Annotated in this window: 10 protein-coding genes and 1 pseudogene; 8 read left to right on the forward strand and 3 right to left on the reverse strand. The window is 64.4% G+C overall.

Annotation, left to right across the window (positions count from 1 at the left end):
* Both EOA38_RS14060 and EOA38_RS14065 read right to left on the reverse strand, forming a co-directional pair.
* The coding region (locus EOA38_RS14060; RefSeq protein WP_145965959.1) for an ABC transporter permease at positions 1-768 on the reverse strand (768 nt) is incomplete at its 3' end.
* A 108-nt stretch (positions 769-876) separates the two neighbouring features.
* Positions 877-2,160, reverse strand: a complete 1,284-nt coding sequence (locus EOA38_RS14065) for an FAD-dependent oxidoreductase (protein WP_127299450.1) — start codon at positions 2,158-2,160, stop codon at positions 877-879.
* Between the two features lie 197 nt (positions 2,161-2,357).
* Between EOA38_RS14065 and EOA38_RS14070 the strand changes: the two genes are divergently transcribed.
* The 5 genes from EOA38_RS14070 to EOA38_RS14090 all read left to right on the forward strand — a co-directional run bounded on the left by EOA38_RS14070 (position 2,358) and on the right by EOA38_RS14090 (position 7,692).
* Positions 2,358-3,515 (forward strand): fumarylacetoacetate hydrolase family protein, encoded by a 1,158-nt coding sequence (locus EOA38_RS14070; RefSeq protein ID WP_127299451.1) that lies wholly within the window; start codon positions 2,358-2,360, stop codon positions 3,513-3,515.
* Positions 3,516-3,787: 272 nt separating this feature from the next.
* A complete protein-coding gene (locus EOA38_RS14075; RefSeq protein WP_127299452.1) occupies positions 3,788-4,720 on the forward strand; it encodes a substrate-binding domain-containing protein in 933 nt (310 codons plus the stop codon).
* Between the two features lie 103 nt (positions 4,721-4,823).
* The gene (locus EOA38_RS14080; protein ID WP_126095339.1) at positions 4,824-5,810 is read left to right on the forward strand and encodes an ABC transporter permease; all 987 of its coding nucleotides are present in this window, start codon (positions 4,824-4,826) and stop codon (positions 5,808-5,810) included.
* A 3-nt stretch (positions 5,811-5,813) separates the two neighbouring features.
* Entirely contained in the window at positions 5,814-6,608 is a 795-nt protein-coding gene (locus EOA38_RS14085; RefSeq protein ID WP_126095340.1) for an ATP-binding cassette domain-containing protein, read from the forward strand.
* Between the two features lie 61 nt (positions 6,609-6,669).
* Positions 6,670-7,692 carry a LacI family DNA-binding transcriptional regulator gene (locus EOA38_RS14090; RefSeq protein ID WP_127299453.1) on the forward strand — a complete coding sequence of 341 codons (1,023 nt, stop codon included), beginning with the start codon at positions 6,670-6,672 and terminating at the stop codon, positions 7,690-7,692.
* Between the two features lie 439 nt (positions 7,693-8,131).
* Here EOA38_RS14090 and EOA38_RS14095 read toward each other — a convergent pair whose 3' ends face one another.
* Complete coding sequence (locus EOA38_RS14095) at positions 8,132-8,713, reverse strand: TetR/AcrR family transcriptional regulator (protein WP_126095342.1); 582 nt, start codon at positions 8,711-8,713, stop codon at positions 8,132-8,134.
* Positions 8,714-8,965: 252 nt separating this feature from the next.
* Here EOA38_RS14095 and EOA38_RS14100 point away from each other — a divergent pair, with 252 nt between their 5' ends.
* From EOA38_RS14100 to EOA38_RS14110, 3 genes and pseudogenes are all read left to right on the forward strand, one after another.
* Positions 8,966-9,202 (forward strand): hypothetical protein, encoded by a 237-nt coding sequence (locus tag EOA38_RS14100; protein ID WP_127299454.1) that lies wholly within the window; start codon positions 8,966-8,968, stop codon positions 9,200-9,202.
* On the forward strand, positions 9,196-12,396 hold the full coding sequence (locus tag EOA38_RS14105; protein WP_126095344.1) for a multidrug efflux RND transporter permease subunit: 3,201 nt from the start codon (positions 9,196-9,198) through the stop codon (positions 12,394-12,396). Before EOA38_RS14100 ends, EOA38_RS14105 begins: the two co-directional genes overlap by 7 nt.
* A gap of 35 nt (positions 12,397-12,431) precedes the next feature.
* Positions 12,432-12,696, forward strand: a pseudogene (locus EOA38_RS14110) (efflux transporter periplasmic adaptor subunit); the annotation flags it as partial.

The following is a 12,696-nucleotide window of genomic DNA, read 5'->3' on the forward strand; positions in this document are numbered from 1 at the left end:
TTGCGACTGGATCAGCGTGCCGATCATTGTGCTGGCCGGACCGCCGACCATGGCGGGCGTGACATAGTCGCCGACGGTAGGCACGAAGACGACGAGTGCGGCGGCCAAGACGCCAGGCATCGAATTGGGGAGCACGACACGGCGGAAACTGGTGAAGGGCCTAGCGCCGAGATCGGAGGCGGCTTCGAGAAGTGATTTCGGAATGGTGTCCAGCGCGACGTAGATCGGCAGGATGGCGAAGGGCGCGTAGGCATGGGCAAGCGTGACCACCACCGCGGCCGGGGTGTTCAAGAAAGCCAGCGTCGGTTCCGACCAGAGGCCGCTTTCGATGAAGGCCGAATTCAGCACGCCATTATAGGCAAGCACGATCTTCCAGGCGAAGACGCGCAAAAGATAACTGGTCCAGAACGGCAGCGTGACCAGGAAGAGCAGCAGGTTGCGTCGGCGCCCGGCATGGAAGGCGAGGTAGTAGGCGACCGGATAGGCGGTGACGACGGTTGCCAGCGTCACCAGGCCGGCGATCACCAGCGAGCGCAGCGTCACCGTCCAGTAGAGCGGATCGGTGGCAACGGTGACGAAGTTTTCGACCGTCAAACCGGCGCCGAGCAGCGAGCCGTCATTGCTCCTGAAGGCGAGGAAGAGCACCAGGCCGAGCGCGAACAGGATAAGGAATAAGGTGACCAGCCCGCCCGGCAGCAGCATGGCAAAGCGGAAGACCGGCGAGATGCGGGATTCCGGCGATGGCCGCGCTGCAACGATGGTCGACATCTGAGTGCCTATTGGGGGCTGCCCATCGGATTTTTGAAATCGTCCAATGCTTTTTCATATTCATGAAACTGTCAAGTAGAATCGCTTGTGCGCTGCACGCGTTCGGCGTCAGCGCTCGAATGCGTCGAGCACCCGGTACCAGGCGATGGTCGCGGCGACGCCGACCTGGCGGAAGGCGTGGAACGGGATCGGCCGGATCGGCGAAAGCAGAAACGGCAATTGCCCGACATCACCGCTCGCCAGATAGTTCGCCATGCGCTTGCCGAGCGCGCTCATCAGCCCGACGCCCCTGCCCTGGCAGCCGACCACGGCGAGCAGGCCCTTTTCCGGTTCATGCAGATGCGGCAGGTGATCCGGCGTCATCGCGACGCGCCCGAACCAGCGCTTTTCGATCGCGATGCCGCCAAGCGCGGGATAGAGGCGAATGAGCGCGCGTTCGAGATGCGCCCAGTCCGCGGCGCTGGACGGCAGCGCCATGCGGCCCCGCCCGCCTAGCACCAGCCGGCCGTCGGCGCTCTTGCGGTAGTAGACGAGGATGCGGCGGGAATCCGAGACGGCCTGACCGCCCGGCAGGATGCTGGCGGCGAGCTCGGCCGGCAGAGGCGCGGTGGCGATCTGGAAGGAATGCAGCGGCACAATCGTCTGCGCCAGGCCGGGCAGCAGGCCGTCCGTATAGGCATTGGTGGCGAGCACGACCGACTTCGCGCGCAGGTCAGCGCCGCCTTGCGTGGAAGCCCGCCAGAGGCCAGCTTGCTTGCCGAGTTTCACCACCTTCTGCCGTTCTGCGATCTTCGCCCCGGCAGCCGTGGCGACGCGCGCCAGCTCCAGCGTGTAGGAAAGCGGATCGATGACGCCGGCGCGGCGGTCGAGCCAGCCGCCGAGATAGCCCTTGGCGCCGGTCATCGCCGCGATCTCGGTCTGGTCGAGCAGCTTGACGTCGGCGCCGCGTGCCCGCCACTGCCGGTCGCGATTGGCGGCAGCCTTCAAGGCGGTTTCGGTGTGCGCGGCCTGGATCCAGCCGTTGCGTGTGAACGGTACAGCAAGCTTTTCGTCGCGGATCACATCGAACACCGCATCGGCCGTCGAGGCGGCGAAGTCGACCAGGGCCTCGCCGCGCTCCTTGCCGAAATGCTCGATCAGCCATTCCGGATCGTATTTGAGGCCGGGAATGACCTGACCGCCATTCAAGCCGGACGCGCCCTGCCCGATCGCGCCGGCATCCAGCACCTGGATCGAAAGCCCGGCGCGGGCCGCATGCAAGGCGGTCGACAGGCCCATGATGCCGCCGCCGACGATCACAGCATCGAGCGTGCCGCTGGCCGACAGCTCGGACTGGAATGCCGGAGCTGTCTGAGGCTTCCGCCAGATCGGATCGGAAAAGGCTGCAGGCAAGGATCACCTAGCATTCGACGCTTCATGAAAATTCTATTTGAGATTTCACGAATTTGAAAGCGCGTTTCACTTGGGCCAGTCTGCCTATGCTTTGAGACAGCAAGCCCGTTGGCCCACAAACGATGCCATCAACGGGATAGACGTTTGGGCAAAATCCGGGGAAAGTGCCGCCCGCAAAATCGAGAGGAGACAAGACGATGACTGACCCAACCCGCCTCCCTGCCGATGGTCTTTTCGTCGGCCGCGTCAGGACCGGCGAAGCCTCCCATCCGCGGGTTGTCACGGTGCGGGGCGGCGAGGTCATCGACATCACGTCGAACGCCGCGCCCACGGTGCGTGACCTCTGCGAGTTGAAGGATCCGTCCGACTATGTGCGCTCGGCCAAGGGCAAGACGATCGGGTCGCTCGAGGAGATCGCGGCCAACAGCTTCGAGGCGAAGCGCAACGCGAAGAAGCCCATCCTGCTTTCGCCAGTCGACCTGCAGGCGGTGAAAGCTTCAGGCGTGACCTTCGTCGTCAGCCTGCTCGAACGCGTCATCGAGGAACAGGCGCGCGGCTCGGCGGAAAAGGCCGACGCCATTCGCGCCGACATCGCCGGATTGATCGGCCACGACCTCTCGAAGCTGAAACCCGGCTCGCCGGAAGCGATGGAGATCAAGGCGAAGCTCATTCAGCGTGGCGCCTGGTCGCAATATCTGGAAGTGGGCATCGGTCCCGATGCCGAGATCTTCACCAAGTGCCAGCCGATGGCGTCCGTCGGCTTCGGCGCCGATGTCGGCTTGCATCCCGTCTCCACCTGGAACAATCCGGAGCCGGAGATAGCCATGATCGCCGACAGCTCGGGTCGCATCGTCGGCGCCACGCTCGGCAACGACGTCAATCTGCGTGACGTCGAGGGCCGCTCGGCGCTGCTGCTCGGCAAGGCCAAGGACAACAATGCTTCGGCGTCGCTCGGGCCGTTTATCCGGCTGTTCGACGAAACGTTTTCCATCGCCGACGTGAAGCGCGCCACGGTGCGGCTCAGTGTCGAGGGTGAGGACGGGTTCTCGCTGGAGGGCGCAAGCTCGATGGCGGAAATCAGCCGCTCGCCGGAAGAACTGGTCAAGGCAGCGATGGGGCCGCATCACCAATATCCGGACGGGCTGGCGCTCTACCTCGGCACAATGTTCGTGCCGTCGAAGGACCGCGGCGAGAAGGGCAAGGGTTTTACCCACAAGGTCGGCGACATCGTCACCATCTCGTCGGAAAAGCTCGGCGCGCTGGTCAACCGCGTGCGGCTGTCGCCGGATTGTCCGCACTGGACCTACGGCGCCAGCCATCTCATGCGCGACCTTGCCGGGGCCGGACTCCTCTAGCACCGCACCGGAGCCCGTTAGACCACATACGGTCCGGCAACTGACGGGCCGACGGCACCGCTTGCCCAGGAAAATAGCACCTGAACTGATGCAATCTGATGGGATTGCTGATGGCGCGCTTCGCTGTGCCAACATCCATTGGCGATGAAGGCTTGTCAGCGACCGAAAAAGGGAATGCTCTAATGCATCCGGTCGGCGCTGGCAGGAGATGCGGTCCTTGGGGCCCATCGCGCCTGATGTGGAGGAAAGTTTTCAACATGGGAGGAAATCGAATGCTTTCGAGGCTGAGACTGCTCGTGCTTGGCTTGATCGCGGCACTCGCCATTCCGGCGATGGCCGAGGCCAAGACGTTCTACTGGATTTCGCATGGCGGCCCCGCCGATCCGGTCTGGACCTACTTCCTGGCCGGCGCCAAGCAATGGGCGAAAGACACCGGCAACACCGTGAACACCTCGTTCCACAATGGCGACGTCGCCTCGCAGCAGGAAGCTATCCGCGCCGCCATCTCGGCCAAGGCCGATGGCATCGCCACCACCAGCCCCGATCCGGGCAGCCTGATCGAACTGGCCAAGGAGGCGCGCGCGGCCAACATCCCGATCATCAACTTCAACACGCCCGACCCGAAGGCGAACTTCAACGCCTATGTCGGCGGCGACAACACGACGTTCGGCAAGCATTGGGCGCAATATCTGGTCGACAAGGGCCTGGTGAAGAAGGGCGACTTCGTCTGGATGCCCGTCGAAGTTCCCGGCGCCACCTATGGCGTGCAGGAAGAGGAAGGCATCAAGAGCGTGTTCGGGCCGCTCGGCATCACCTATGAGGTGACCGAAGCGACGCTCGACCAGGCCGAAGTGATCAACCGCATGGTCGACTACCTCACCGCCCACAAGGGCAAGGTGAAGGCTATCATCGGCCTCGGCGACCTCGTCACCGGCTCGATCAAGCGCGTGTTCGACCAGGTCGGCGTCAAGCCGGGCGAGATCCCGGTCGTCGGTTGGGGCAACTCGCTCGACAGCACCCAGGAAGTGCTGAACGGCTATGTCAACGCGGCGCAGTGGCAGGACCCGCAGGCGACCAGCTATGTCGCGCTGTCGCTTGCCGCGATGGCCTCGGCCGGCATTCCTCCGGGCTTCAACGTGATCACCGGCGCGCTCTATGAAAAGGACACCGCCGGCGTCTACGATAAGATCCTGTCCGGCAAGTAATCCGCGACCGATGGCCGTGGCCGCCTCCGCGGCCACGGCCATTCCTTTCGCCGGGCCTGCCGCCGCGCGGGCTTCAGCCAAGTTCATTCACGTCGCGGGCTCCATGGAAAACCGTTCCTTCATCCAAAGTTTCATCGCGCGGCCGGAATTCGGCCCGCTGGTGCTGCTGATCGTCGAACTCGTCGTCTTCTGGGGCATCAATCCGGATTTCCTGTCGCCGCAGAACATCTCCAACATCCTCGCCTTCACCGTCGAGCTCGGCCTGATCGCGCTGGCGATGACCCTGCTGATGACATCGGGCGAATTCGACCTCTCGGTCGGCTCATTGTTCGGCTTCTCGCCGGTGCTGATGTGGACGCTGTTCAACGGCGGCGTCACTTCGCTGGAGATGGGTTTCGCCATCGCGCTGGTGGTCGCGGCCATCATCGGACTGGTCAATGGCTGGTTCGTCACCAAGCTCAAGATCCCGTCCTTCCTGGTCACGCTCGGCATGCTCCTGGTGGTGCGCGGCACCGCGCTGTTCGTAACCGACGGCTTTCCGCAGCGCACCTGGAGCGCCGAAGGAAGCTGGCTGGCGGACATGCTGGTCGGCGATTTCTACATCGGGCCGTTCCGCATCTATGCATCGCTGTTCTGGTTCATCGGCGCGGCGATCGTGCTGGGCTATGTGCTGACGCAAAGCCGCACCGGCAACTGGATCCAGGCGGCCGGCGGCAATCCCAATGCGGCGCGGGCGCGCGGCGTCAATGTCAGCCGCGTCAAGGTCGGCCTGTTCATCCTCTCGGCGGTGATGGCATCGCTGGCCGGCGTCATCTCGTCGCTGCGCACCTCGGCCGCCAACCCGAACAGCGGTACCGGCTACGAGCTCGAGGTGATCGCCATGGTGGTGATCGGCGGCACGGCGCTGACCGGCGGACGCGGCACCATCATCGGCACGGTGCTCGGCATCCTGATCCTGCGCGTCATGCGCAACGGCATCGTGCTGATCGGCGTGCCGGGGCTCGCCTACAACATCTTCATCGGCGCGATCATCCTTGGCATGATGGCGCTGCATTCATGGCTCGAACGCCGGCACCAGGCAGGGACTTGACCTATGGCCGAACCGCTCATCCGCATGACGAACATCCGCAAGTCCTACGGGCGCGTGCAAGCGCTGGTGGATGCCAACTTCCATGTCAACGAACGGGAGATCGTCGGCCTGCTCGGCGATAACGGCGCCGGCAAGTCGACCCTGATCAAGGTGCTGTCGGGCGCGGTGCCGCTGACCAGCGGCGATATCTTCGTTCGCGGCAAGAAGGTGGATTTCCGCAGCACCAGCGACGCCATCGCTGAGGGCATCGAGACCATTTACCAGGACTCGGCTCTCGTCACGCAGCTATCGATCGCGCGCAACCTGTTCCTCGGTCGCGAGCCGATCAAGCCGCCGCGCTTCCTCAACCGAATGGATCAGGAGGCGATGAACTCGGTGGCGCGCGACCTGCTGAAACAAGTCGGCATCTCGAAGAACATCCCGCCGACGACGCCGATCGGCTCGCTGTCGGGCGGCGAGCGGCAGGCGGTGGCGATCGCGCGCGCCATGCATTTCGACAGCGATCTCATCATCCTCGACGAGCCGACCAACAATCTCGGCGTCGCCGAGACGCAAGGCGTGCTGAGCTTCGTGCGCAGTGCCCGCGATTCCGGCCACTCCTGCATCTTCATCGCCCACAACATCCACCATGTCTTCCAGGTGGTGGACCGCATCGTGGTGATGCGCCGAGGCAAGGTGGTGGCCGACGACATCGACCCGAAGCAGACCACCGTCGCCGAGGTCGAGCGCATCATCACCGGCATGTCGGACAAGGAGATCCGCGACGCCATCGCCGAAGGCCCAAGACCGCATGGCTGATTTTAGCCTGGAGTTGATTTTGGCCTGACAGGCGCTCGCATCCCATCCTATGACTGGACCCATGAAAGCCACCGTAGCCGACATCGCCCGGAGCTGCGGCCTGTCGACCGCGACGGTCGACAGGGTGCTCAACAACCGTCCGGGCGCGAGTGCTGCCAACCGGCAGCGGGTGATGGAGGCGGCCAAGCAGCTCGGCTATCTGCCGACGCTCGACCAGGTCGTGCTGCCGTCGAAGCCGGCGCATCTGGAATTCTTCCTGCCGATCGGCAGCAACGCCTTCATGGCCGATCTCGCCCATCACATCGAAGACTATGCCGCGCGCCTGCCGCTGGTCGCCTCCTGCCGCATCCACAATCTCGCGGGCATTTCGCCCAGCGCGCTGCAGGGCGCGGTCGAGAACCTCTCGCTCAAGGCCAACGGTGTCGGCGTCATCGCCGTAGACCATCCGCGCACGCGCAACATCCTGCGCGAGCTCGTCGAGGCGGGCATCCGGCTGGTTACCCTCGTCTCCGACGTGCCGGCTGCACCCCGCTCGGCCTATGTCGGCATCGACAATCGGGTCGCCGGGCGCATGGCGGCGCTCTTGATGGGGCGTTTTCTCGGCGGCAGGACCGGCCATCTGGCGATGGTGGTCGGCTCGCGCTCCTATCGCGGCCATGAAGAGCGCGAGATGGGCTTCCGCTCGGTGCTCAGCGAGGAGTTCTCCAATCTCACCATTTCGCGCGCGGTCGAGATCAATGACGAACCGGATGCCAGCTACCGCGCAACCGTGCAGGCGCTGCACAACGAGCCGGAACTGCTCGGCATCTATTGCGTCGGCGCGGGGCACTCTGGCGTGGCAAAGGCTTTGCTTGAGGCCAAACCGCGCAAGAAGCCGGTCTTCATCTGTCATGACCTGACGAAGGAAACGCGCCGGTACCTGGTCGACGATCTCGCCGACGTCGTCATCGACCAGAATGCGCGGCTGATCGCCGAGCAGTCGGTGATCCGCCTGCTCGGCTCGATCGCCTCATCGGCGCCGTACCTGACGAAGAAGTTCATCGAGCCGCGACTGATCTTCAAGGAAAACGTGCCGGTTCAATGAGTTAGCGCGCCCTGGCAAACGCGCATTGTTCGGATTTGTCGGAGGATTGGTCGGCGATGCGACAATTCTGCACACCAGCTATGCAACTTTCATGATTGCCGAATCGTTGGGCAACGCTTATAGATTTTGGTGTCGGCCATCTCCTCCTCCCAGATGGATGCCGACGATGAATGCGGTGCACCTCCTCCCGCGCCGTATTCGAAATCGAGCCCGCTGCCACCTCCTCCCGGCAGCGGGCTTTTCTTTGCACGTGTGCAGGCGGCAACCGCAGAATCCCCCTCACCCGGATTGCCAAACCGAATTGCAAGGGCAGTTCGGGCAATCCGACCTCTCCCCGAGGGGAGAGGAGATCGTCAGCGCCGGCGCCAACCTCTTCTCCCCTCGGTGAGAAGGTGGCCCGAGGGGCCGGATAAGGGGGACTTCGGCGCTCGGAAGCGGATCAGCGCGCCCGGAATGAAGCGATCAGGCTCTCGGCCATGCGCACGAACTGCGCGCTGGGGCCTTCGGCGCCGACGCTCTGCATCGAGACGCGCGCGCCTTCAAGCAGCAGCGACAGCGTGTCGGCGAGAAGCTCCGCCTGGCCAATCCCGGCATCGCGGCAAAGCGCAACGAGCTTTTCGCGCTGGGCTTCCTTCAGTTCCTTGATGACGCGCCTTGCCGGGTGATCGGTCTCGGTGAGCTCGACCGCCGCATTGGCCATGTCGCAGCCGCGGCTGTCGACGCTGAGCAGTTCCGAAGCCTTGCGGACCCAGGCGTGCAACTGGGCCAGCTTATCGCCCGGATGCTCGGCCTCGAACTCGTCCCATATCCTCGAGGCCTTCGCCGCCGTGGCGCGCAGGCATTCGATGACCAGTTCGTCCTTGGATTCGAAGTGACGATAGAGCGTCATCTTGTTGGTGCCGGCAGCCTCGGTGATGGCGTCGACGCCAACGCCCTTGATGCCGTGCTTGTGGAACATGTCCTGCGCCGTCTCCAGGATCCGATCCCGGGGGCGAGAACGCTCCACGACGCCGTCTGTCATCATGATCTCCTTTCGTCGTTTCCAAAAAACCCTCGGCCACCTCTTGACTAGGGTGTTACCGGTCTGTAACTTCTAGATGTTACTTACTGGTAACACCTATGTCGCCCGTCGTCAACGACAAGGCCCCCACCGATAGGCCCTGCCAGAGCGAGATAGGACAGAAGACCTGCCTGTCATGCGGCTTCGGCCGGTGAAATCGAGAAAAACGGTCCGCGATCATTCGATGCGGACCGCAAGCAAGGAGCCGCTCCTATGCAGAAGCGCAAAGATCTGACGATCGACGAAGCCATCCGGGATCCGATGATCCGGCTGGTGATGAAGGCGGACGGGGTCGATCCCAAGGCCTTCGAACGGATGCTGCGCTCGCGCGCGTCGGAACAGGCGCCGGGCGAAGTCCCGCCAGCCTTCCTGGAGGACTCCGGCTCCGGCCGGACCCGGCGCATGCGCCATTTCGCAAAACCGTTCGGCGAGGCATCCGCATCATGGTGAACTTCTTCATCCACCGTCCGATCTTCGCATCGGCGATCGCCATCATCATGGTGCTCGCCGGCGCGATCGCCTATTTCCTGCTGCCGGTCTCGCAGTTTCCCGACATCACGCCCCCGCAAGTGGTGGTGAGCGCCCACTATCCGGGCGCCAGCGCGCAGGTGGTGGCCGATACGGTCACCACGCCGCTCGAACAGCAGATCAACGGCGTGCAAGGCATGACCTACATGTCGTCGACGAGCTCGAATGACGGCTCCTCGACCATCACCATCACCTTCGATGTCGGCTATCCGCTGAGCACCGCGGCCGTCGACGTGCAGAACCGCGTCTCGCAAGCGGCATCCTCCCTGCCGGCCATCGTCAACCAGGGCGGCGTGACGATCAAGAAGCAGAACCCCAATTTCGTCTTGATCGTCGACCTCACCTCCCCGGACGGCTCCGTCGATCCGGTGGCGCTGAGCAACCTTGCCTATCTGCAGGTGGTCGACCCGCTGAAGCGGCTGCCCGGCGTCGGCGACGTGCAGATCTTCGGCGAGCGCCGCTATTCGATGCGCGTCTGGCTCGATCCGGACAAATTGGCCAATCTCGGCATCACCGCCGTCGACGTGCAGAATGCCATTGCCGAACAGAACGTACAGGTGGCGGCCGGCAAGATCGGCCAGTCGCCGGCGCCTGCCGGCACCGCCTTCGAAATGCAGGTCAACGCGGTCGGTCGCCTCAGCGACCCGAAGGAATTCGGCGACATCGTCGTGCGCGCCGATCCGGCGAACGGCTCGCTTGTGCGGCTGCGCGACGTCGCCCGCATCGAGCTCGGCGCGCTGCAATATTCCTCATCCGCCTTCTTCGGCAAGGATCCGACCGTGGTGCTGGCCGTCTACCAGATGCCGGGCTCCAACGCGCTCGACCTGCAGCAGCGGGTCAAGGACAAGATGCAGGAGTTGTCGGCGCGCTTCCCGAAGGGCGTCCACTACGCCATGCATTACGACACGACGCGCTTCGTTTCGGCCTCGATGCATGACGTGCTGATCACGCTCGGCGAAGCTCTGGTGCTGGTCGTTGCCGTGGTGTTCATCTTCCTGCAGAGCTGGCGCACCACCATCATCCCGACCATCGCCATCCCCGTTTCGCTGATCGCGACGCTGGCCATCATGTACATGCTGGGCTTCTCGCTCAACATGCTCTCGCTGCTCGGCATGGTGCTGGCGATCGGCCTCGTCGTCGACGACGCCATCGTGGTCGTCGAGAATGTCGAGCGACAGCTCGAAGCCGGCCTCGCGCCGCTGGCCGCGACGCGCGCGGCGATGGCGGAAGTGACGGGACCGATCATCGCCACCACCGCTGTGTTGGCGGCGGTGTTCATTCCCGTCGCCTTCATCCCCGGCGTGTCGGGGCGGCTCTACAACCAGTTCGCGCTGACGGTGGCCATCTCGGTCGGCATCTCGGCCTTCAACTCGCTGACGCTCAGCCCGGCGCTGAGCGCAGCGTTCCTGCGCCATCGCGGCGAGACGCAGTTCGTGCTGTTCCGCTGGTTCAACGCCGGCTTCGACTGGCTGTCGCATGCCTATGCCCATGGCGTGCGCATCCTGATCAAGCTGCGCTGGGCGATGCTCGGCCTGTTCGCGGCCGGCCTGGTCGCCACCTATTTCGTCTGGCAGAAACTGCCCTCGACCTTCCTTCCCGTGGAGGACCAGGGCTATTTCTTCGTCGTCATCCAGTTGCCGGACGGCGCCTCGCTGGAGCGCACCGATGCTGTGGCGCAGAAGGCGCGCGACATCCTGCAGAACACGCCCGGCGTCGACATAGTCGGCTCGATCAGCGGCCTCAACTTCCTGACCAGCGCCGCGCAGTCGAACTCGGCGGTCGAATTCGCGATCCTGAAGCCGTGGGACGAGCGCGGGCCTGAGCAGAACGCCTCGAAGCTGGTCGAGCAGGTGCGGAGCAAGCTCCTGCAGATGCCGGAAGCCTTCGCGCTGTCCTTCGATCCGCCCTCGATCCCGGGCCTCGGCACCACCGGCGGCTTCGAGTTCCAGGTGGAGGATCTTTCGGGCCGCGGCAGCGCCGCGCTCAACGAAGTGACGCAGGCGCTGATCGCCGAGGCGCGCAAGCAGCCGGAGCTCAACCCGCAGCAGCTGTTCTCGTCCTTCTCGACCTCGACGCCGCAGTTCAACTACGACCTCGACCGCAGCAAGGCGAAGCTTCTGGGCCTCAGCCTGCCGGACGTGTTCAACACGCTGCAGATCTATCTCGGCTCGCTCTACGTCAACGACTTCAACCTGTTCGGCCGCACCTTCCGTGTGACCATCCAGGCCGACAAGGACGCGCGCGCCGACGCGACCGACATCTCGCGCCTCTACGTGCGCAACGCGTCGGGCGGCATGGTGCCGCTGAGCACGCTGGGCAGACTGGTGCCGATCGTCGGCCCCGAGACCGTGCCCCATTACAACAACAATGCCTCGGCTCTCATCAATGGCGGCGCGGCTCCGGGCTTCTCGTCCGGGCAGGCGGTGGCGGCGATGGAGCGGGCGGCGGCGAATGTGTTGCCGCGGGACTTCGGCTATGAGTGGACGGGCATCACCTATCAGGAGCTCAAAGCCGGCTCGATCGCCTCTGTTGTCTTCGGGCTGGCGATCGTCTTCGTCTTCCTGATCCTGGCGGCGCAGTATGAGAGCTTCGCGATGCCCTTCATGGTGCTGCTCGCCGTGCCGCTTGCCCTGTTCGGGGCTTTCGTGGTGCTCCTGCTGCGCGGCATGCAGATCGACGTCTACTCGCAGATCGGCTTCGTCATGCTGATCGGCCTGGCGGCGAAGAACGCCATCCTGATCGTCGAGTTCGCCCGACGGCGGCGCGAGGAAGGCCTGACCATCGTCGAGGCGGCGATGGAAGCCGCACGGCTGAGGCTGCGGCCGATCCTGATGACGGCTTTCGCCTTCATCCTCGGCGTGCTGCCGCTGATGTTCGCGACGGGCGCGGGTGCCGCCAGCCGGCAGTCGATCGGCACCACCGTCTTCGGCGGCATGGTGGCGGCGACGATCCTGTCGCTGGTCTTCGTGCCGGTCTTCTACGCGGTCATCGAAAAGCTGCGCGAGCGCGGCGGCGAGCAGGAACCTGCCACGGGGCGCCAGTATGCCCCGCACCAACAAGAGATTGAACCGACCGCCGAGCCGGCGCCTCAGCCGCTCGCCCAAGCGGCTGAATAGCTCGCCCAGGCGGCCGAATAGGATTGGAGATCAATATGCGTAAATGGAAAATCGCTTTGGGAACGGCCGTCGCGCTGGGCGCGATCTCGGTGGCCAGCGTCCACCTGCTCGACATGGGCAATCTGAGCCTCAACGGCGGCACGGCGGGCGCAGCACCTGCACCGGCGGCCTTCGTCATGCCGGTGCCGGTGGTCAACGTCGTCAAGAAGACGCTGCCGATCTATCTCGACTACGCGGCGCGCGTCGAGTCGATCCGCAGCATCACCCTGCAGGCGCGCGTGCCGGGCTACCTGCAGGAGC

Source organism: Mesorhizobium sp. M1E.F.Ca.ET.041.01.1.1, from assembly GCF_003997355.1.
Classification (GTDB): domain Bacteria; phylum Pseudomonadota; class Alphaproteobacteria; order Rhizobiales; family Rhizobiaceae; genus Mesorhizobium.